Genomic DNA, 20548 nt, shown 5'->3' with positions numbered 1-20548 from the left:
TAATGGTAACGCTCACGGATATTGAACGCGAATCATATAAAGACAGTCCAGTACACAGGCTTGATCCCCGGATAAAGCTGCTTTTTACATTTGCAATAATCATTTATGCAGTTAGCCTGCCCCGGATTCACGAAAAAAATATGGTCCGCCTTTTTGCCATCGAGGTTTATTTGCTGCTTCTGGTGCTTGCTGCAGGGCTCGACTTAAGATACTTTTTCCTTCGTATTCTTGCAATTTTACCATTCGGACTCACAATAGCCCTTATCCAGCCATTCTTTAGACCTTCCTTTATAGAAAATTATACTCTATACCCTCTTGACCTGCCTTTCGGGCTCAGTATAACTTATGAAGGACTTGACTTTGGAATCACCCTGCTTGCAAAATTTCTGGTCTGCATAACAGCTATTATCCTGTTTTCTTCTACTACGCGGCTGAGAGATATGGTTGCAGCTGCAGACAGGGTAGGCATTCCAAGAGAGTTTACTCTGCTTTTGAGCATGATGATACGCTATCTTTTCCTGTTTTGGGCCGTTCTTAAAAGGATAAGGACCGCACAGCAAACAAGGCTTTTTGATATATGGAACAAAGATGTGCCAAGAAAATGGGTCATCGAGCAGGTAGGAAACAGCATAAGTTCTATTTTCATACGCTCCTACGAGCAGGGAGAAAGGACCTATATAAGTATGCTTTGCAGAGGTTACGGAAGTGGTCATGAAAAGGCTTATTATAGGACAAAAATCAGAGCTCAGGACATCTTCTTTTTGCTCCTGAGTGCAGGTTGCATATTATATACACATCTTTATGTCTGAAAGGAGCTTCCACTGCTTCCACTACTCCCTTAGCTTTTCTGAGAACTGACTATTTCTGAGAACTGACTATTTCTGAGAACTGACTATTTCTGAGAACTGATTGTTTCTGAGAATTGGTTGGTATAGAAAATTTTGAAAACCGCTTCCTACAGCCAGAAGATTTTATCTCTTTTTCAAAAATACAACCGTATTATTAACTGGAGGTTCCGGCTGAACCCTGAGATATTCTTCAAATCCTGAAGGCAGTTTAAAGAGGAAATTACTGTCCAGAATTCTCCGAAGGCCCTTTTCATAAAGGCGGTAGGAAACTTTACTTCCTTTGGGAAGGACTTTTGCAAGGTGCTCGAATATCTCTTCTTTGGGTTCAGCCTGGGCAGCAACCATGTAAAGGTCACATCTGGTTTTAAGGGGCAGGATGAAATGGTTTCCTTCGATTATCTCAATACTTTCGGAAAGACCGAGACAATCAATTACCTCCCTGGAGAGGCTTGCCCTTTTTCCATCCTGTTCAATTCCGATTCCGAAAAGACCGTGTTCGCGACAGAGCATTATTAGACTCAGAGGTAGAGGGCCGCTTCCAAGAAAAAGAACACAATCCTTTGGTTTAAGACCTGAACCTGTATATTCGGTTCTGGCAAGCTGCAGGTAGTTCGGATAAAATGTAAAATTCTGGAGAGTTTGCCACGGATTCGAGCTTTCAAGAAGACTTTTTGCTTTTTCGATTTCAAGTTTCAAATTGTATAAAAACCGAAAGCGAGAAATCTCAACAATCAGAATATTAAAATCCGGGCTTTCAAAGAGTACCTCAATAGACTGTTCATCTATATCCAGAGATACCAGTTCATCCAGCCTTTTAAACACAGCATACAGTTCAGGAGAGGAATTATCCAGGATATCAGTTTCTTTAAGATCTTTTATCTGGGTATAGATCTGGCGAAATTCGGCAATTAGGGGCTTAACATCTATTTTTTGAATGTTATTCACACTCCATGAAAACCAGGGTATTGTTTACTTTTCCAGCGGGATAGATTTCGTTTATTTTTCTGAAACCTTTAATCTGTTCCGGCTGGACTGGCCAGTATAGCAATTGTCTTATGCCGCTATAATTGCGATAACACACTGAAATTGGTTTTTTGGAACTCGATTTTCGATTTTTTATCATCGTATGTAAGTTTTCAAAGATACGCTGTTTGGGTTCGGCAAGTCCTGCTATAAGCACAGAGTCCCATTCCATTTTTGAAAGTACGGTTTCGTCTCCCTCAAGAATAGTGATTTCCTTTTCAAGCCCAAAGTGCTTTATACAGCTTTTTGCCAGATCCACGGCTTCAGGGTCCTGATCTACTCCAATGCAACGGATGCCATATAATTTACTGAAAATAAGTAGAGTAACAGGAAGAGGACCGCAGCCTATGAAAGCCAGCACTTCAATTCCAGGGGATGCCCGAACTTGAGTTTTAATCATTTTTTCGTATCTGGGATATAGAGGAAAAGATTCCAGTATTTTCCAGGGTTCCTTGTAAGCCAGAATATTTTTTGCTAGCTGAGTCTCATGCAAACTAAAAAAATGAGTATAACTGGTGTAAATTGCAGGAAGAACGGAACGGATCACCGGATCTCTAAGTAAGGCCTGACAGAGATCTTCAGAAACATCCAGATGCCCAAGCTCATCAAGCTCGGAAAATATCTCATAAAGTTCCGCCATATTTGATTCTGCAATTATACTTAAATCACGATCTTTAATATTGTTGTAAAAATGTAAGATATGGGACCTGATGTCATATAATTGCAGCTCATAGTCTTGAAAAATGGGCAGTAAACTGTTGCCCTCAGCACTTAGTAAGCTGTTCATGAGATCACACTACTCCGTGTTATTAATTAATAATATATTAATAAAAATATATTTTATATATGATTAATTTTTGTTGAACATATATAAACTTATCTACAATCTTAAAAAAGTAAGTATATTAAAAAAATTCATTGCATTAAGTAAAAAATAAGACAAAAAACGTAAGATGGCTTAGTAAAAATCATTTAAACCATACGAAAACAAAAAAATAATATTTGTTAACAGCGGGAAAATAAAATTGTTGCGGCATTTTAGGGGAATTTAGGTATCCTCTTCAAATTTCAAAAAAGAGAGTTTTAGAACTTTTTCGGCAGCGTTGTATATTTTATGTTAAACTTAATCAGGTTCGGAAATTTCTAGATTTAGCTTATTGGTTGTTGTATCCTTCAGTTTCATTCTTTGCAATAAACGGTTTTGACTTCCGAAGTCTAATTTTCAGGCATTTTATGTGCGTATTTTTTAACCTAATAACATTTGCTCTTGCAACTTTCTCAGACATATTTTACTCCTTTCCTGAACAGACAGGATTTTCTTAACTCATGGATTATACTTTTAATAGATTTCTTAAAATAAATTATTTCCTATTGGTACTAATCTGTATGCAAAGTTAATAAATTTGTCTATAGAAATAATACCCTAATGAAATTTAATGATGCAGTAAGTTAAAAAAGTTATTTTAAAGAACACAGATATTCCAGTAGATTTGGGTCTAATAAATCTGCAGAAGGTTGTTTTGAAAATTAAAAACTTTAGGCTTCTCTGTTTTTAGAGTTAAGAGGGTTCTAAAAGCTCTAAGGAAATATGAGTTTCTTCATATCCTCTGTGGTATTGTTACTATATTTCAATTTTGTAGAATAAAGTATTTATTGGTTAGGATGTTTTACTATTTAATAATACGAAAATAAATTTTAGTAACACTAATAACCTCTTATTGTGGGTAATGGGTTCAAGAGGGGTAGATTTGCGGTGCAGGGAATAAGAACAAAGAAAGTTTTGCCAAAGGAAAAAAATAGCTTGCCGTTACATAGAGTGAAGGACAAGTTATTCCTTGCCTCTTCACCAGCCTCTCCTGTTGACTTATACTTCTCTCCTTTTACTTATCCTGTTTCTAATCCTTTTACTTATCCTGTTTCTAATCCTTTTACTTATCCTGTTTCTAATCCTTTTACTTATCCTGTTTCTAATCCTTTTACTTATCCTGTTTCTAATCCTTTTACTTATCCTGTTTCTAATCCTGCTCCTGATTGTTCGTTTTTATCTCCAGGGCTTTTCTATCTCGACCTGAACATTTACAGGGAAACTGTAATAAAAACCCTTATCAAAAAACAAAATGAGGAGCTGTACCGGCTAATTGAAAGAGTCAAATTTGACGGAAAATACTATCGGGTAAAATGTGCGCGTTTAGGGGAATGGAAATACTGCTGGGATCTAGCGGTCCGAGTGCAATTTGTTGGAATGATGCCGGGGTTAGCCTTCGAGCCTAAAAAAATCATTTCTAAAGAAGACAAGAAAATAATCTACAGATCCCTTGTCCTGATAAATCCATATGAGTTGTGGGAACGAAAATTGGTCGAAAAATTATGGAACCTTCGGGATAGAATTGAATTCCTGATAGCAAAAATCCTCTTTCATGAATGCATCCATATCCTTATCTTCCTCGGAAAAACTCTACCCTCAGGTTTCGAGCAGACGAATATTTTTCTTGAATTCAAAGAGCTGCTTAAGTTTGCAAATTCAAAGCAATTGTGCCCTGAATGTTGTGGCGTCCAGTCCCACCTGCGGAATCTGGTTGATCTTTGCCCGGATTTTTCCAAACAGTCTGAAGAAAAACCAGACCTGGTTACTGAGCTTTACGAGTTTCTAATCCACGAAAAATATAGCATCAAAAAAACCGATCTGGCTTTCGGCCTTCCCTGCAGCAACAGAAAAATTTCTCAGAATTATGTGAAACTGGCAGCTTTGAAAATGGGTCTCTGTATGGAATTTAATAAAAAAATCTGGAAAAAGGAAATTAACAGGTTGCAAATGGATCTGGAAAAACTGTATGACAGAATTGACGATAACTAGAGCTAAGGGTGAGATAAGTTGAATAATTCCCTTGAAAATCTTGAACATCAAGGACTGGAAAGATATCAGAACGAAAAATGAAGGAACGGAAGAAAAATATGAGTGAAATAATAAATGGCGCTATGAAAATCATTAGTTTAACCAGGAGTTCTAAAACGTTTCATCCAGTTCCTGCCTGCTTTGCTACCACAGGCAGGGCAAAAAGGAGTTCAGATTACTTAGGCGATTTCGGAGGTATTTTATTTTGTGTCTGTTCGCCATAGACCATTAATCGATATTACCAGTTGATATTTAAGATTTTTGGTACATTTCCTATTACGTATTGCTAACTTTTCTAATAATATTCTTACGAAACCAGAACGTTATTTTAGCATGAAAGTTCTTTCAAGTACTTTCATTTCTTTGTGCCTTTTCGATAAATTCATTCTTCATACTTCATATTTTTGAACAAAGATGTCCCGTTCTTTTTTTCGTTAAGTTTCAAAACAGGTTAGGAGGTCAAAACAGAGTAGGAGACAAAGTCAAAAAATTAATATGAATCGATGTGCGACTTAATCGAATATACCAGGCTACTTTATTCGACTAAAAAATAAAAAGAGAGATACATGAGAAGGTTTCAATAAAAAAATTGTCAAAAAAAGTAATACCAAAACGTATATATGTAATACTGATTAATGTGGTATTATCAGAAGTGTTCTTCGAAAACAGTCACTGAAAACAGTATAAGAAACTCAAAAATGCTAAGATTATTCCTGAAAAAGAATTTTCAGGCTTTATGTTAAGAATAGTTTTCAATTCTTTTCTTTAGGAATATTTCTGAACCTAAAGAACTTTTGTTTGGATTTACAGGCAGCGAACATAATATTATTTGAATAACATGGACAACCAGTGAAAGTGCTTGCAGATGCAGCATTTTCATGCTAAATAAGAGATAGGGGTAAAAGAGGAAAGTGAAATGCACATACCTGATTCATTCATACCGCTTAGCCAGGCAGTAATTTACTGGGTTATTGCCCTTCCGTTTATTATAATGTCAATGAAATGGGCAAAAAACGAGCTTGATGAGATGAAAGTACCGATTCTTGCGGCTCTTGCGGCAGGAATTTTTGCAATCCAGGCCATGAATATTCCCATAGGGATGGGAACAAGTGGGCATATGGTAGGAGCAGTCCTTGTTGCCATCGTGTTCGGAAGCCCCTGGGCTGGGGTCCTTGTGCTTACTCTAGTCCTGCTTGTGCAGGGGTTCGCCTTCGGGGACGGGGGAGTCACTACAATGGGAGCAAATATTCTGAATATGGGTGTCATTTCCGGATTTGTTGGATATTATACATATGTTGCCCTTCGAAGTAGGGTAGGTACAAGCATTGCAGCCTTCGGAGGCGCCTGGCTCGGACTATTTATTTCGGCAATAGTTTGCGCGATCCAAATGTGGATTGCAGGCACCTTCCCCCTTGTCCCAGGTCTAATTGCAATGGGAACATATCACTTGATAATTGGTTTTATAGGCGAAGGACTGATCACCTCAGTTGTAATCACAGCGATTGCAAAATCCCGTCCTGATCTCCTTGAGGATAATTTCACTGCCAGACCAGATAAACATAAAAAGGAGGCTCATGCATGAGCGGAAAAGCAAACATGAAATTATTTTATGCCGGAATTGTGATTGCACTTTTGCTTGCAGTTCTAGCTCCTTTCCTCGCATCCTCCGACCCTGACGGGCTTGAAAGTGCTGCTGGGGGGGTAGTTGAAGAGTCGAAGATGTCCCAAATTGAAGAGACTGAACCTGCAGTAAGTTCTCCGATGTCTGACTATTCCATCGAAGGCCTGGGAAAGAGTGGGGAAGTAGTAGCAATAGCTGTTGGAACACTTGCAGTGCTGGTAATCAGTTTAGGGTTAGGAAAAGTTTTTAGCAAAAAAGTCTGAACATAAAATAGAGTTCTCTTCCATAAAAACCGTTCTTCCCAAAAAGTAGGGGAGAAACGGCTCGCATATTAAAAGATCTTTGAAAAAGTAATCTTTTCAGTAAAACTTTACAGATTTTGCTTCAACAAAATAATTTAGTCCTCCTGTCTCTGGAAAAAAATTCAAGCATTGCTAATAAATATTACACTCGAAGGACATAAGTCCTTTACAATGCAGATTTTGCATTTTGGTTTTTTTGCCTGGCAGACTTTCCTCCCATGATAGATCAGGGTCATGGAAATTGAATCGAGATCTTCCCTTCGGGCAAGTGAGATAAGGTCCTGTTCAATTTTAGCGGGGTCGGAGTTTTTCGTAAATCCCATCCGTCTTGAAATCCTTTTTACGTGAGTGTCTACAGCAACTCCCTCTACTATTCCAAATGCTCTGGAAAGTACTATATTAGCCGTTTTCCTTCCGACCCCTGGCAAACTGATAAGTTCTTCCATAGTCTTTGGGACTTCTCCGTTGTACTTCTCAACAATAATCTGCGCAGCAGTTTTGATATTTTTTGCCTTGCTTTTGTAAAAACCTGTGGAATATAAATCGTTTTCAAGTTCTCTGATGTCTGCACTGGCATAATCTTCTGCAGTCCTGTACTTTTTGAACAGTTTATCAGTCACTCTATTAATCTGTACATCAGTTGACTGGGCTGAAAGAACAGTCGCCACAAGCAGTTCAAGGGGATTGCTGTAGTTAAGAGAGGGTTTTACGTCAGAATACTCTTCTTTTAAAAGAGCCCAGATGCGGTCGAAATTGTGTCTGTTATCAGGAATATCATATTCGGAAATGAAGTCCTGAGTGTCAGATTTTTTTGACTTTTTTTCAGGCATGGTAACTCCTTCTTCTAGTTTTGTCCCGTTTTTCGCCGGAAATTGTTTGTTTGAGGAAATGGTATTTTCTTATGCCTCTTTGAAGCTTGAGTTCGATGTCCGATCCAGCAGGTTACAGCATATAAGGAATATCCAAACATTTAATAGGATATGTAAAGACCAGTTTTTCATGTCCGAGGATTTGAGCCCTAACTTCTCAGCCTATGTTTGTTTTATGAAAATGCAGCTATAAAAGTAAAGCTGCATATTACCCTTTTATACGAGTTACCAAAAAAGAAGCAAAAAATGTATAACTTGGGGGAGTTGTGTATGAAACGTACCAAAAACTTAAAGAACTATATTCCTAGAAGAATTCTGGAAGCACCTTCACGGAAATACTGAATTTGTAAAATATAAATTCAGTTTATCCAGAAAAAACTCTCTGTTTTAATATAATAATGCGTAGACCATAAGTTTTATAGCTAAGAATTTTTAAACCAGAGATATTGGTGATTTTTTGGTAAAGAGGGCACTGCTCAGCGTCTCAGACAAGACCGGAATTGCAGAATTCGCACGCGGGCTTGAATCACTTGGCGTGAAAATTATTTCAACAGGCGGGACAGCGAAAATTCTTCGCGACGCCGGCATAGAAGTTACTGATGTTTCGGAAGTCACAGGCTGTCCGGAGATGATGGGAGGAAGGGTTAAAACTCTCCATCCAAGAATTCATGGCGGGCTCTTATGTTTGCGAGAGAGCAAGGAACAGATGGCTGAGGCTGAAAGAGAAGACATCTCGCTTATTGACATGGTGGCTGTAAACCTCTATCCATTTGAGGTAACGGTCTCAAAGGAAAGCGTCGAACTCGAAGAAGCCATTGAGAACATAGATATCGGAGGGCCAACTCTTCTTCGTTCGGCAGCTAAAAACTACCGTTCGGTTATAGTACTTTCAGACCCGTTGGACTACGGGCGTGTCCTCAAAGAACTCCGCTCAACAGGGGTAGTTTCGGAGGCAACTCGAGCTGCCCTTGCAGTTAAGGCTTTCAGGCATACTGCGGATTATGATGCAGCAATCGATACCTACCTGAGCAAAACCCTGCTCGAAGAAAACGTGCTTCGCCTGAATTTTACTGGCGGTGTAAAACTTCGCTATGGCGAAAACTGGCATCAGAAAGCCTATTTTTATAAAGATTCCCAAATTGAAGGCCCTACCCTGGCAAAAGCCACTCAGCTGCACGGAAAAGAACTCTCCTACAATAACTATGTGGACGCCGATAATGCTCTTCAAACGGTAAAAGAACTAGGAAGTGCTCATCCTGGCGTGGCAATTGTAAAACACAATAACCCATGTGGGCTTGCAACCGGCAGCACACTCCTGCAGGCTCTTCAGGCTGCCTGGGACGGAGACCCAATTTCAGCTTACGGAAGCATAATCTGCACTAATGAAATCTTTGACCTCGAAGCTGCGACTTTTCTGAACGGAAAATTTGTGGAGATTATTCTTGCTCCTGACTTCAAGCCCGATGCTCTTGAATACCTGAAAAAGAAAAGTGAAAATCTTAGACTCCTTAAACTGCCTGATCTCAGGGAAGCTTTCGGGACGGACTACACATATAAGTATGTAATCGGAGGCATGCTCAAGCAGAGTCGCGATATTGGCCTCTACGAAAAATGGGAATCAGTCACAGACATTTCTTATCCTGAAGAGAAGCGCTCTCTTTCGGAATTCTGCCTTAAAGCCTGTAAGTCAACTAAATCCAATTCAGTGATCCTTGCTCACGAGTACGAGCCAGGTTTCTTCATGGTACTTGCTATGGGCGCAGGACAACCGAACAGAGTGGATTCGATTCGTAAACTTGCAGCCACAAAAGCTGTTGAAAATCTCAGGATAATTTACGAACGGGAAAATCCTGAAACCTCCTTTGAAGATTATTGCCAGAGAGTTATGTCAGAATGCGTAATGGCCTCAGATGCCTTCTTCCCCTTCGATGACAGCATAATTCATGCAGCAGAAAATGATATTCGCTACATAGTTTCCCCAGGCGGATCAATTAGGGATGGCGAAGTCATTGCTGCTGCAAATCGGCTAGGAGTTTCTATGGTCTTTACAGGCATGCGCCACTTCCTTCATTAATAATCTTCATGTGTGGATGTAAATAATATGGGTTCTTCGTCATTCCCTATGGATAAGATAATTTTCAATTCAAGGCCGCACGGTTTTTATGAGAATATTATGAGGATATCCACACAAAACAACGAAGAACCATAATATGTGAATATCCCTGAGCTAAAAACTCAGGGTTTTACGCTTCTTCATATGAATTTATTAAATATATAAAAAAATAGTATTGACCAAAAAAACGGAAGTATCTAAAAATATTGTTCTATATTTGAACCTATTCTGGAACTAAAATCTTTGGCGTCAAAAGATTTTTTGATTAAAAACAATTTTTGATATAATTAATTTAAAATAATTTATGTTCTTAGTATATTATGGAGTTAGATAGTTAGATTGGCAACCACCTCAATAGATAAGAGAAACCTTAATAGATAAGAGAATAGCCTGGAGGCTGCTGGTCCTTCTTTGAAAATCATGCTCGGGGGAGCATGGTAATCAGAGAGATTTTATTGGGGGATACAGTGAACAGGTACAGCGCCTCCAGGCATTTTCTTACGTTTTTCTGGATTTACTAAATCTTTTGTTCTCTCTGGTCTCTGGTCTTTTTATTCTCTTATCCTTTTTGCTTTCTGGTCTTTTTATTCTCTTATCCTTTTTGCTTTCTGGTTTTTTTATTCTCTTATTTCTTCTTTGAAAAGTTGAAAATACCTTTGTAGACTTTTATTGAAATTTGCCGGATGGTAAGTTGTAAATTAACTCTCAATCAAACCTCTTACTACTGTATTCCCTTTTCAAAGTCTATTAGCATCTGGTTAACGCTAAAAACTCGTATAACATGAAATCATACTCCGATTTTAAAACTTTTTATGCGAAAACATTTTTCGTTTGGAACTAATTTTTGGTATAATTAATTTAAAATAATGACAGGGATTATCCTATACTGTACACTAGAGATAACAAAGAGTGAGCAAAGGGTATGAATAGTAAAGAATTGCCCGGAAGCTTTTTGGTCCTGTTCTGAATAATATGCTTGGGGGAGCGTATTTTCCGAGCGATCGTAACGGGGGCTACGGTAAAAGGACCATAAGTTTTCGGGTTTTTCCTTACCCTCCTTTTAATGTATGTTTCTCTTTTTTCTACTAGTTCTGTTAAAAACCCTTTTAAAAACCCTTTTAAAAACCCTTTTAAAAACCCTTTTAAAACCATTTTACTGTGTGTTCATGATATCGATAAAACCAGGAACTTCTTTGCTAGCGATCTGATCGATTCTTACAGAGTTCCTGGTTTTTGATGAAAATCATTGAAATCATTGATAACTGCCATGATTTCAATCAGAAGAGATTATATTTCCGGAAGGAAATTATAAATTTCAGATTCAGTAAAATGTAATTTTTGAAAATCCCTGGGACAGTTCTTCCCCAAGGAATTTTTCCATTTCTTTTTTCAGGTTTTCAATGGCTTCTTCAATAGTGATTCCCTTGCAAATGATATCAGCTTCAGGGCAGATTGAGATATAGAAGTCTTCTTCCTGGCGGATGGTTGCAGAAAAAGGGAAAAAGATTGTCATGTTTTAAAAAATCTGTTAGTCTACGTTTAAATCTTTCTTACTTTCCTATTCATTAAGGTCTTTTTTTACAGAAAATCTCCCCCTGAGCGCAGGAGTTTTATACTTAAGCTGGTATCACATTCTAAATATATATTGTTAAGTTCGTGTGCCCTATGCCAGCAGAGTTTTTACTGTCTTCTCCTGTACCTTTACCTGACCTTTCCGTGCTTATTCTTCTGGGTGTTTTTGTACTTACCGCTCTCAGGCAGGTCGGATCTTTAAGGCTGCAGATCTGGCAGATCATGACCTTTGGAGCGATACTGGTACTGTTGCTCGGTGAGATTTCTCTCCGAGAAGCTCTTGCAGCGATTAATATGGATGTGCTCATCTTCCTTTTCGGGGCTTTTTGCGTTGGGGAAGCACTTAACATGAGCGGGTATCTTGCATGGCTCGGGAACCGGATAGTTTCCAGGGCAAGGGATACGGATCAACTTGTTTTACTTGTGTTGTTTTCTACAGGAATTCTTTCTGCAATTCTCATGAATGATACCCTGGCTATCATGGGTACTCCACTGGTTCTGGGTTTTTCCAGAAAGTACAATATATCTCCCAAACTCATGCTCTTTTCCCTGGCATTTGGGGTAACTACAGGAAGCGTTATGAGCCCTATTGGAAACCCGCAAAACCTCCTCATAGCAATCGGGGGAAACCTTGATTCTCCGTTTGTAATATTTTTGCATTCACTCGCCATACCAACCCTTATATGTCTTTTAATTGCTTACGCAGTGCTAAAACTCTTTTTTCGGGAGGAATTTGGAATATCAACCCTTATTCACTCTGAAGAAGTTATTACTGACCCTGAACTTGCCAGTGCTTCAAAAATCTCTCTTTTGCTTTTGCTGATTCTCATAGTCTGTAAAATTTTCCTGGTGGAATTTTTCCCTGCCTGGGATTTTGATTTGAGCTGGATTGCACTTTTCTCCGCGTCGCCTGTCCTGCTCAATAGAAAACGCGTTGAGGTCCTGAAAAATATTGACTGGTCAACCCTGGTTTTCTTCGTTTCAATGTTTGTGCTAATGAAAAGCGTATGGATTTCCGGAACATGCCAGGGATTGCTTACCAGGATGTCTCCTCAGTTAGGCTCGGTGTCAATGATCCTCGCGCTCAGCATTGGACTCAGCCAACTTATTTCTAATGTTCCCTTTGTTGCGCTCTATCTGCCTGCCATGGGCAGTACAGTTTCTCAGGTGCAACTGATGGCGCTTGCTGCAGGAAGTACAATTGCAGGAAACCTGTTGATCCTGGGCGCTGCAAGCAACGTCATAATTATCCAAAACGCAGAAAAAGAAGGAAAAACTCTATCATTTGCCGAATTTTCCAAAATTGGAGTTTTAATTACTATTTTGGATGCTATTACTTACTTAATCTTTCTTTAACTTTTTAAACCCATATTCATCTTGTAATAAATTTTAAAGATGTGAGATTCCCTTAAACCAAATTTATAGGCCTATTGATCTTTAATGCATCTACTTTTTTTCTACGAGTACGTAAGTATTTTCAACTCTCCAATAAACTTGATATACTCAAAGCACATACACTTTTTTCTGGAAGATATAAGATCATGACCCTGAATAATACAGATCCAAATACCAGGCGCAGACGCACCAGGTGCACTGTACAGAAGAAAACCTTTGGGCCTGTTGAAGACCTTGAAACTCATGTCCGGTCCGACTGGTGGCAGACTCTTTTTAACTCACTTTACCTTAAGACCGATGCCGATCTTCTGGATGATATGGAGGTTACTAGAAAAGAGGTCGATCTCATTGTTTCCATTTTAGGAGTGTCTCCTGAAGAAAAAATTCTTGATCTTTGCTGTGGTCAGGGAAGACATATACTTGAACTGGCAAGGAGAGGTTTTTCAAATATTGAAGGATATGACAGGTCCCAGTACCTTATAAGGAAAGCAAGAACCAGAGCACAGAAAGAGAACCTGCAGGTCAGGTTCAGAGAAGGAGATGCAAGAAAACTTCCCTACCCATCTGATACTTTTGACATAGTTACTATAATGGGCAACAGTTTTGGCTACTTTGACTCAACGCTCCAGGACCAAAAGGTTCTTGAAGAAATTTTCAGAGTTCTGAAGCCCGGAGGCAGAGTTTTCGTTGATGTTGTGGACGGAGATTACATGAAAAAAAGTTTCCAGCCCAGGTCATGGGAATGGCTGGACAGGAAATACTTTGTCTGCAGGGAAAGAGCCCTCTCGGCCGATGGTGATCGGCTAATTTGCAGAGAAGTGATAAGCCGTATTGACAGAGGAGTAATTGCAGACCAGTTTTACGCTGAGAGGTTATACAATAAAGGAAGCCTTTTTGAGTTGCTTACTGCGTCAGGGTTTAGTAGTCCGACTTTTCACACTACTTTTAGCCCGGTGTCCGCAGTTACTCAGGATGCGGGTATGATGGAACAGAGAATCCTGGTCTCGGCCTCTGTTGAGAAACCGTGGCCTCCTTCTCTTCAGGCAGCCGGAAATAAAAAACCAATGAATATTGCAGTTGTGCTTGGAGATCCGAGAAAAGAAGATCAGGTTAAGCCTGCCTGTGTCTTCGATGATGATGATTTTGATACTCTTGAAAGAATGAAAAAAGCACTTGCAGAGATTCCTTTTATGAAATTTACTTTCCTTGACAGGCACGAAACGTTGCTGGAGGAACTGAAGAAGAAAGCAGCAAAAATTGATCTTGTACTTAATCTCTGTGATGAAGGGTTTAATAACGACCCCACAAAAGAGCTTCATGTTCCGGCTTTGCTCGAACAGCTCAACATTCCATATACAGGGGCGGGCCCTCAATGTCTTGCTTTCTGTTATGACAAATCCATTGTAAGGGGCCTTGCTAGAGAGATGCGTATTCCTGTAGCAAAGGGAATGCTTGTAACCGAAGACTCTGAGCTTTCAAAGCTTTCTCTCTCTTTCCCTCTGCTTGTAAAGCCCAATTCAGGGGACTCAAGTTTTGGGATTACACAGAAAAGCATTGCTCACAGCCGCGAGGAACTTCTTGAAATTCTTGCGGCAACCCGGGAACAAATTGGCTCGAACCGGCCTTTCCTGCTGGAAGAGTTTCTCCCCGGAAAAGATATCAGTGTTGGCATTATTGGAAATCCGCCTGCATGTACTGTACTGCCTATTACGGAAGAAGATTACTCGGGAGTGCCTGAAGACCTTCCAAAGATCTGCGGGTATGAAGCTAAATGGATTCCAGGTTCTCCGTACTGGAACATAAAGTCCGTGCTTGCTGATCTCCCAGAAAAAACCCGAAAGGAAATCGTAAAATGCTGCCTTGCTCTCTTTACCAGATTGGGCTGTCGGGATTACGCCCGTTTTGACTGGAGGCTTGATGCCGAAGGCAAACCCAAACTTCTTGAAGTAAACCCCAATCCTGGCTGGTGCTGGGACGGTCATCTGGCAAAGATGGCGGCTTATGCTAATATTTCCTATTCCGAAATGCTTAAGGCTATTATAGAAGCTGCAAAGGGAAGGTATGGCCTTGGAGCTTCTGAAAATCTCGAGCCAAGGAAAATGCCTGAAACCACTCCCCGAAAAAGCCCGGATGAATGCGCTGCTGAGTTTGAGGAAGAAATTGAAGCTAGAAATGGTATTGATTCCGAAAATAACAGGAAGAAAAGTGTTTTTTCAAAAACTTCCGGAACAGTACAGGCTTTTGAGAGCATATAAACTCAAAAAAGTGTGGGATGCGAAAAGATCGGGTATTTCTTTTTCGCGTCTCGTTTTTTCTCTTTATAGTTCTGTTACTTCTTTTACTTCAGAATGTTTACTTCTGAATGATAATTGTGAGAATATCCTCATCCTGCATTCTATGGTCAAGGCCTACTCTTTGCCCCGGGTGTTTTGCGGAGGTGCCCCAGACATGAGCATAGCGGAACTTCCTGCGGAAATCCCTGTGCAGGCGATCGCAAATCTGGCCTATGTTGGTCCCACTCATAACTATCAGGGGCTCTTCCATATCTGCAGGCTGACCCTGTGGTTTTAAGTAGACTCGAATGAAACCCAACCTGTCGTAAATAGCATCTTTGAGAGTCTCGATATTAATGCCTTCATGGGCTGAAATAAAGATCGAGTTAGGGTATAGCTCTCTGCATTCTTCAATCAACTGGGGATAGGCCAGGTCAACCTTGTTAACAGCTATTAGAGACCTGACATAGCTGCGGTTGCTCAGGACAACGTCAATAAGCTGGTCAACCGTTATGTTTTCTCTTATAAGTACACTTGCGTTGTGGATCTTATACTCATCCAGCACAGCCTTGATAGTTTCCTCATCCAGGTCAAGGTCAACGGTTGAATTGATCACTACCCCACCTCTATCTTTTTTCTTGATTACCACATCAGGGGGCTCTTCATCCACACGAATGCCGGCCTGGTAAAGTTCGTCCATAAGTACTTCGTAATGCTTGGGCTGGAATACATCAAGCAAAAATATAACCATATCCGAGTTTCTGATAACAGATATGACTTCCTTTCCACGTCCGCGCCCTGAAGATGCGCCTTTTACAAGCCCAGGGACATCAAGGAACTGGATTGTTGCACCTTTGTGTTCCAGTACGCCTGGCACAACTGTAAGGGTAGTAAATTCATATGCTGCCACTGCAGAATTGGCACCCGTGATTTTGTTCAGAAGCGTAGATTTCCCTACTGATGGAAAACCTACAAGGGTGACGGTTCCATCTCCTGATTTTCTGACCGAGTACCCTTCTCCTCCTCCTTTTGCCGAGGCTTTTTTCTCAACTTCATCCCTCATGCGGGCTAGCTTGGCTTTGAGGCGGCCTATATGATGGGAAGTTGCCTTATTGTACACGGTCTTTCGAAGTTCGTCTTCGACGTCCTGTATTTGCTCCTGTATGCTGCTCATCTGGAACCTGCCGATTTAGGGACTAAAGAAATGATTTTCATATTAATTGAAAAAGAAACCGTGTCCAAACGGTTTATACAAACCTTTTTTGATCCAAAAGAGATCCGTATCTGGATATTTTATCCTGAATAGTTGAATGCAATATATATAACTATGGAATGTTTTCATTTACTGGTTCTGAATAATAAGGCTACTCAAAACATTTCTATTTCATAATAATTATAATAATACTTAAAGCTTATTAAAGGCTGCTTCCGGTGAAAATTTCTTCATCAGAACTGGATTCAAAGGTACAGTCTTACTTATTACAATGAGTGGTCGTTTATCTTATTCAAAGGGACTGTCTCAAAGAGACTACATCTCTTATTCAAGAGAGGAACTGTCTTGAAGATTCTACCTCTCTTATTCAAGAGAAGAACTGTCTTAAAGATCCTACATCTCTTATTCAAGAGAAGAACTGTCTCAAAGGGACAATCTCTCCTATCCATTAAGATTATTTTCATTCAAAGAAGATTATTTCTCCTGTCCTCTCATACACATGTATCCCTTCGGGAAGCTTTGAAGCGAATTCTGCGGAGTTAAGAGTTTCCAGAAACTTGCAGACTTCGGGAGTTTCCAGAATTTCCTTCCTTATAAGGAAATCATATTCTTCTTCTGCAAATTTTACAAATTGGAGCCCATTCTTTTCGGTACAGTTTCTTATTCCCACACCTACTTCGGCATTTTCTGAGACGATGGCCTCACAGACAGCTACTTCCGATTTTGCTCCGGATGCATATCCAGGAATCGAATCTGTAAACTCCTTTTTATCAATTCCCTTTCCAGCTATGAATTCTGCAATTTTCAGGTCTAAAAGAGCTCTTGTACCTGAGCCACGATTCCGGTTAATCAGGTGTTTTCCCGGGAGGTCAGAAAGCCCAGAAACCGGCCTATCCTGCCTGACAAGAAGCCCTACTTCCCGCCTGTACCCTTTAACAAGAACAATGTCTGAAAGTCCCATATTCTCGATTGTAGGGACGTTATACAGGACTCCGTCCTGTCCTCTATGGTCTCGTGACGGCATATTCACGCCTGCAATATCGGCTGTATTTGCGGCAATTGCACTGAAGCCCCCGCTTGAACTTGTGTAAAGGGTCCGGAAACGAAGTCCGCTAAGGTCTTCAAGAAGGTCAAGGCCAGGACAGAAGCCGCCTGCTATCAGGATATCAGGTTTTTCAACCTCTCCGAAAAGAGTCACTTCTACAGGGGTTCCCGCTTCAATAAACTCTGTACTGGGTGGGATTTCAATAAAGCCATCTGCCCCGAAAAGAGAGGTTATGGCACCCGAGCCTTTGTCTGCAGGATAAACCCTTCCTCTGATCAGGCCTACTGGGAGAAGTTGTTGCCTTCCTTCTGAACGGAAACGTGTGCCTATAACTCCTTTTTCCGTTTTTTTAAGCGCTTTCTCTTCTCCAAGGGTTTTTCTAAGTAGGGGAGCTACGAATTCGTTAAAAATTGTTAATGCAGATGTAGGGTTTCCAGGAAGCCCTATTATAGGGACACCTTGTATTATTCCAATGACCACAGGTTTCCCAGGTTTTACACTTATGCCGTGGGCAAGGGTTTCTCCGATTTCATCTACGAGTCTGTACATCACGTCCCCTGACCCCGATGACGTGCTGCCAGAAGTCAGAATAAGGGCACACTCCGAAACTGCAGTTTCAAGTACCTTTTTCATGGCTGCCTTGTTATCTTCTACGATCCCGTAAAGCAGGGGGAAGGCGCCACATTCATGTATGCCAGCATATAAGGTGTAAGAGTTTGCGTCATATATCTTTCCGAAAGTAAGTTTTTCTCCGGGACGCACAAGCTCGTCTCCTGTTGAGAGTATTCCAACCTGCAGTTTTAGGACAGGCACATCCTTTTTCCCGACAGAAGCAAGAACTCCGATTTCCCTGGTCCCGAGCTTCCGACCTGCCCTGATCATACGCTCTCCTTTTTGGATGTCAGAACCGGCCTTCATGATATTTTCTCCCACGGTTACAGGACTGTAAATCGATACGGTTCCGTCTTCTTCAGAACTATATTCAATCATTACCACAGCGTTAGCTCCTTCGGGAATCGGAGCTCCGGTAGCTATTTCCACGGCTTCCCCCGCTGAAACATTGAATTTTACATCCGAGCCGGCCTGGAGGTTTCCGATGAGTTTGAGTTCTACAGGCTCGGTTCCGCTGCATTCATACGTATCCTCTGCCCTGACTGCATAACCATCCATTATAGCTCTTGGGAAAGGAGGGACATTGATTTCGGTAACAATATCCTCTGCAAGGATTTTACCGTAAGCGTTTTCAAGAGTTAAGCGTTCCTGCCTGGGAAAAACTTGCAGGTTATTTATTATTTCCCGTGCCTTCTCTACAGAGATAAGTTCCCGAAATTCTTTGCGTTTCATAGAAATTCAACCTTAATTTACAGGTCTTCAGATAAGTGTTCTAGTTTAATAGCATTTCCAGGCATGTTTTATACTGTTTTATCCCGACATTTTATACTTACTTTTTTCCTCGAAAAATCTAAAAAGCAAGTTAATTAAGAGCTGCTCAAATCGAAATTTAAAGAAACTCAAAATTAGTCCAGGCAGCAGATTAACTAAAAATTCAAAATTAGTCCAAATAGAAGCTTAAGTAGAAAGTCAAAGGATTTAGAACATAAGTTTAAAACACGAACTTAAAGAAACTTCAACAGGGACTTAAGAACAGCTTAAGTAGAAACTTAAAAAGAGGAACAGACAAAAGCTGCTTCAGAAAATTATCCAAAAAAATCGTGGCGGGAAAAGTCCCGCTTGATTTTATTGCCCTTTCTGTTTCTTTCATTTATCAGAGTTGCCTTTTTATTTATAAATTGGTGCACCCGTACTCTGGGTTATTTTCTCAAAAGCTTCAACCATCTTCATTGTCATGGGCCCGGGTTTGCCTGTGCCTATAACCCTGCCGTCAAGTCTGGTTATAGGAGCAGCTTCAGCTGCAGTGCCTGTGACAAAAACTTCATCGGCTGTGTAAAGGTCAAATAGACCGAGATTTGCTTCGATGACTTTGTATCCCATCTCGTCCAGAAGCTCGATAGCTGTGGCTCTGGTAACCCCTTTTAAGTTGCTGATTGTATAGGGAGTAAGAACCTTATTATTCTTGACTACGAAGATATTATCTCCTGAACCCTCACAGACAAAACCATTATGATCCAGGAAGATGGCTTCGTCTCCTCCTTTCTCGTTAGCTTCAATCTTTGCCAGGATATTGTTCAGGTAGTTCAGGGACTTGATATTAGGGGATATGGAATCAGGTGCATTTCTTCGGACACAGACACTGACGGCTTTGAGCCCGACTTCATACAGGTCGCCGTACATGGCTCCCCAACCCTGGGCTATGACAACAACGCAGGGTTTCCCACAATTGCGGGGGTCAAGCCCGAGATCTCCAACTCCCCTCGAAACAACAGGACGGATATATGCATCTTTAAGGTTATTTTTCCTGAGGGTTTCAAGTATTGCTTCACTCATTTCTTCCTTTGTAAGGGGGATATCCATTGCAATTGCCTTTGCCGAGTCATAAAGCCTGTCAACATGCTCTTTTAGTTTAAAGACACGGCCGTTATATGCCCTTATGCCTTCAAAAACACCGTCGCCGTAGAGGAAACCATGGTCATAGACCGAAACTTTGGCTTCGGATTTGGGAACAAACTTCCCATCCAAGTAGATTAATAACTCACTCATTTGCGAACAATCCTCTGCAATCTTACTACTTTATAGAGTTCACTTATATTCTTGATAATGTCAATTAAATATGATTGTAATATGCAAACCCTATAAACCATTTACTTTATTTCACTCATTGACAGTATGTAAGCTCTGCGCGGGGTTTTAAAAATTCAAAGCCTCAGGGAAGTTTCCATACTGGCAAATTCCTAAGTAAAATGCCGAATAAGTCAGTATATACTAAATATATATTACAATTCCGATTCTATATAAATATTTTAAGATATTTACAGTCCCAATTAATGTATCCATACAAAAAGCTTTTATGTTAAAACGCTCATTTCGTATTCCGCACTAAGAAAAGCAAACAGGGCTCGTGGCTTAGCCAGGATATAGCGCTGGGCTTCTAACCCAGACGTCGGGGGTTCAAATCCCTTCGAGCCCGCTTAATTCTTTATCTATTCTAATTAGCCTTAAAAACCGTTTTTGAATTCTCTAATTACTTCAAATTAACCTGCGCAAACTATTTTCACTCTCTTTCTTTCTGACATGTCTACCCTTTTTCAGTAGAGGTTTATACTTTCTACCTGCCCATCTCTGTTTTTTGACCATTTCTGTAGAGCTTTTATACTTTCTGCCGGCCCTCTCTGTTTTTAGGCCTTCTTTACAGTAAGGAGTCTTAACACAAACTACAGTTTTACCGGAGTGCGCGCAACTTTTGTTTTGGGAAATCTCATATCA

Annotated in this window: 14 protein-coding genes and 1 tRNA gene; 8 read left to right on the top strand and 7 right to left on the bottom strand. The window is 40.3% G+C overall.

All coding sequences use genetic code 11. From position 1 onward, the window contains the following. Window positions 1-2 precede the first annotated feature (2 nt). The gene (cbiQ, locus tag MSVAZ_RS15350; protein ID WP_048122378.1) at window positions 3-809 is read left to right on the top strand and encodes a cobalt ECF transporter T component CbiQ; all 807 of its coding nucleotides are present in this window, start codon (window positions 3-5) and stop codon (window positions 807-809) included. Window positions 810-971: 162 nt separating this feature from the next. Here the strand turns inward: cbiQ and MSVAZ_RS15345 are convergent, their stop codons facing one another. Next, window positions 972-1793 (bottom strand): nicotianamine synthase family protein, encoded by an 822-nt coding sequence (locus MSVAZ_RS15345; RefSeq protein WP_048122376.1) that lies wholly within the window; start codon window positions 1791-1793, stop codon window positions 972-974. Then, on the bottom strand, window positions 1786-2511 hold the full coding sequence (locus tag MSVAZ_RS15340; RefSeq protein WP_232316128.1) for a nicotianamine synthase family protein: 726 nt from the start codon (window positions 2509-2511) through the stop codon (window positions 1786-1788). The genes MSVAZ_RS15345 and MSVAZ_RS15340 overlap by 8 nt, the downstream gene beginning before the upstream one ends. A gap of 1113 nt (window positions 2512-3624) precedes the next feature. Here MSVAZ_RS15340 and MSVAZ_RS15335 point away from each other — a divergent pair. The 3 genes from MSVAZ_RS15335 to MSVAZ_RS15325 all read left to right on the top strand — a co-directional run bounded on the left by MSVAZ_RS15335 (window position 3625) and on the right by MSVAZ_RS15325 (window position 6648). Next, the gene (locus tag MSVAZ_RS15335) at window positions 3625-4725 is read left to right on the top strand and encodes a hypothetical protein (protein ID WP_198146756.1); all 1101 of its coding nucleotides are present in this window, start codon (window positions 3625-3627) and stop codon (window positions 4723-4725) included. Between the two features lie 955 nt (window positions 4726-5680). After that, window positions 5681-6346 carry a cobalt transporter CbiM gene (gene cbiM / locus MSVAZ_RS15330; RefSeq protein ID WP_048122369.1) on the top strand — a complete coding sequence of 222 codons (666 nt, stop codon included), beginning with the start codon at window positions 5681-5683 and terminating at the stop codon, window positions 6344-6346. After that, window positions 6343-6648, top strand: coding sequence for a PDGLE domain-containing protein (locus MSVAZ_RS15325; RefSeq protein ID WP_048122367.1), 306 nt, complete (start codon window positions 6343-6345; stop codon window positions 6646-6648). The genes cbiM and MSVAZ_RS15325 overlap by 4 nt, the downstream gene beginning before the upstream one ends. A gap of 161 nt (window positions 6649-6809) precedes the next feature. On the opposite strand, the gene nth is transcribed toward MSVAZ_RS15325, so the two are convergent. Further along, window positions 6810-7517 carry an endonuclease III gene (nth, locus tag MSVAZ_RS15320; RefSeq protein WP_048122365.1) on the bottom strand — a complete coding sequence of 236 codons (708 nt, stop codon included), beginning with the start codon at window positions 7515-7517 and terminating at the stop codon, window positions 6810-6812. 496 nt (window positions 7518-8013) lie between these two features. On the opposite strand from nth, the gene purH reads away from it, so the two are divergent. Continuing rightward, window positions 8014-9630: a bifunctional phosphoribosylaminoimidazolecarboxamide formyltransferase/IMP cyclohydrolase gene (purH, locus tag MSVAZ_RS15315; RefSeq protein ID WP_048122363.1), complete on the top strand. Its 1617-nt coding sequence runs from the start codon at window positions 8014-8016 to the stop codon at window positions 9628-9630. Between the two features lie 1360 nt (window positions 9631-10990). On the opposite strand, the gene MSVAZ_RS15310 is transcribed toward purH, so the two are convergent. Continuing rightward, window positions 10991-11182 (bottom strand): hypothetical protein, encoded by a 192-nt coding sequence (locus tag MSVAZ_RS15310; RefSeq protein WP_048122361.1) that lies wholly within the window; start codon window positions 11180-11182, stop codon window positions 10991-10993. A 152-nt stretch (window positions 11183-11334) separates the two neighbouring features. Between MSVAZ_RS15310 and MSVAZ_RS15305 the strand changes: the two genes are divergently transcribed. Continuing rightward, complete coding sequence (locus tag MSVAZ_RS15305; protein WP_048124182.1) at window positions 11335-12597, top strand: anion transporter; 1263 nt, start codon at window positions 11335-11337, stop codon at window positions 12595-12597. Window positions 12598-12782: 185 nt separating this feature from the next. Continuing rightward, a complete protein-coding gene (locus MSVAZ_RS15300) occupies window positions 12783-14891 on the top strand; it encodes a methyltransferase domain-containing protein (protein WP_048122360.1) in 2109 nt (702 codons plus the stop codon). A 97-nt stretch (window positions 14892-14988) separates the two neighbouring features. Here the strand turns inward: MSVAZ_RS15300 and MSVAZ_RS15295 are convergent, their stop codons facing one another. From MSVAZ_RS15295 to ilvE, 3 genes are all read right to left on the bottom strand, one after another. Further along, on the bottom strand, window positions 14989-16083 hold the full coding sequence (locus tag MSVAZ_RS15295; RefSeq protein ID WP_048122359.1) for an OBG GTPase family GTP-binding protein: 1095 nt from the start codon (window positions 16081-16083) through the stop codon (window positions 14989-14991). Window positions 16084-16582: 499 nt separating this feature from the next. After that, the gene (locus MSVAZ_RS15290; RefSeq protein ID WP_048122358.1) at window positions 16583-18511 is read right to left on the bottom strand and encodes a molybdopterin biosynthesis protein; all 1929 of its coding nucleotides are present in this window, start codon (window positions 18509-18511) and stop codon (window positions 16583-16585) included. Window positions 18512-18946: 435 nt separating this feature from the next. Further along, a complete protein-coding gene (ilvE, locus tag MSVAZ_RS15285; RefSeq protein WP_048122356.1) occupies window positions 18947-19825 on the bottom strand; it encodes a branched-chain-amino-acid transaminase in 879 nt (292 codons plus the stop codon). A gap of 352 nt (window positions 19826-20177) precedes the next feature. On the opposite strand from ilvE, the gene MSVAZ_RS15280 reads away from it, so the two are divergent. Next, a tRNA-Arg gene (locus MSVAZ_RS15280) sits at window positions 20178-20252 on the top strand. Window positions 20253-20548 lie beyond the last annotated feature (296 nt).

Source organism: Methanosarcina vacuolata Z-761, assembly GCF_000969905.1.
Lineage (GTDB): Archaea > Halobacteriota > Methanosarcinia > Methanosarcinales > Methanosarcinaceae > Methanosarcina > Methanosarcina vacuolata.
This window is presented reverse-complemented; position numbering and strand designations above follow the sequence as displayed.

What these genes read in the sequence shown, in the direction of transcription:
- cbiQ (WP_048122378.1), top strand. Translation starts at nt 3, where the DNA reads ATGGTAACGCTCACGGATATTGAACGCGAATCATATAAAGACAGTCCA.
- MSVAZ_RS15305 (WP_048124182.1), top strand. Translation starts at nt 11,335, where the DNA reads ATGCCAGCAGAGTTTTTACTGTCTTCTCCTGTACCTTTACCTGACCTT.
- MSVAZ_RS15295 (WP_048122359.1), bottom strand. Translation starts at nt 16,083, where the DNA reads ATGAGCAGCATACAGGAGCAAATACAGGACGTCGAAGACGAACTTCGA.
- MSVAZ_RS15310 (WP_048122361.1), bottom strand. Translation starts at nt 11,182, where the DNA reads ATGACAATCTTTTTCCCTTTTTCTGCAACCATCCGCCAGGAAGAAGAC.
- MSVAZ_RS15300 (WP_048122360.1), top strand. Translation starts at nt 12,783, where the DNA reads ATGACCCTGAATAATACAGATCCAAATACCAGGCGCAGACGCACCAGG.
- cbiM (WP_048122369.1), top strand. Translation starts at nt 5,681, where the DNA reads ATGCACATACCTGATTCATTCATACCGCTTAGCCAGGCAGTAATTTAC.
- ilvE (WP_048122356.1), bottom strand. Translation starts at nt 19,825, where the DNA reads ATGAGTGAGTTATTAATCTACTTGGATGGGAAGTTTGTTCCCAAATCC.
- MSVAZ_RS15290 (WP_048122358.1), bottom strand. Translation starts at nt 18,511, where the DNA reads ATGAAACGCAAAGAATTTCGGGAACTTATCTCTGTAGAGAAGGCACGG.
- MSVAZ_RS15340 (WP_232316128.1), bottom strand. Translation starts at nt 2,511, where the DNA reads ATGGCGGAACTTTATGAGATATTTTCCGAGCTTGATGAGCTTGGGCAT.
- MSVAZ_RS15325 (WP_048122367.1), top strand. Translation starts at nt 6,343, where the DNA reads ATGAGCGGAAAAGCAAACATGAAATTATTTTATGCCGGAATTGTGATT.
- nth (WP_048122365.1), bottom strand. Translation starts at nt 7,517, where the DNA reads ATGCCTGAAAAAAAGTCAAAAAAATCTGACACTCAGGACTTCATTTCC.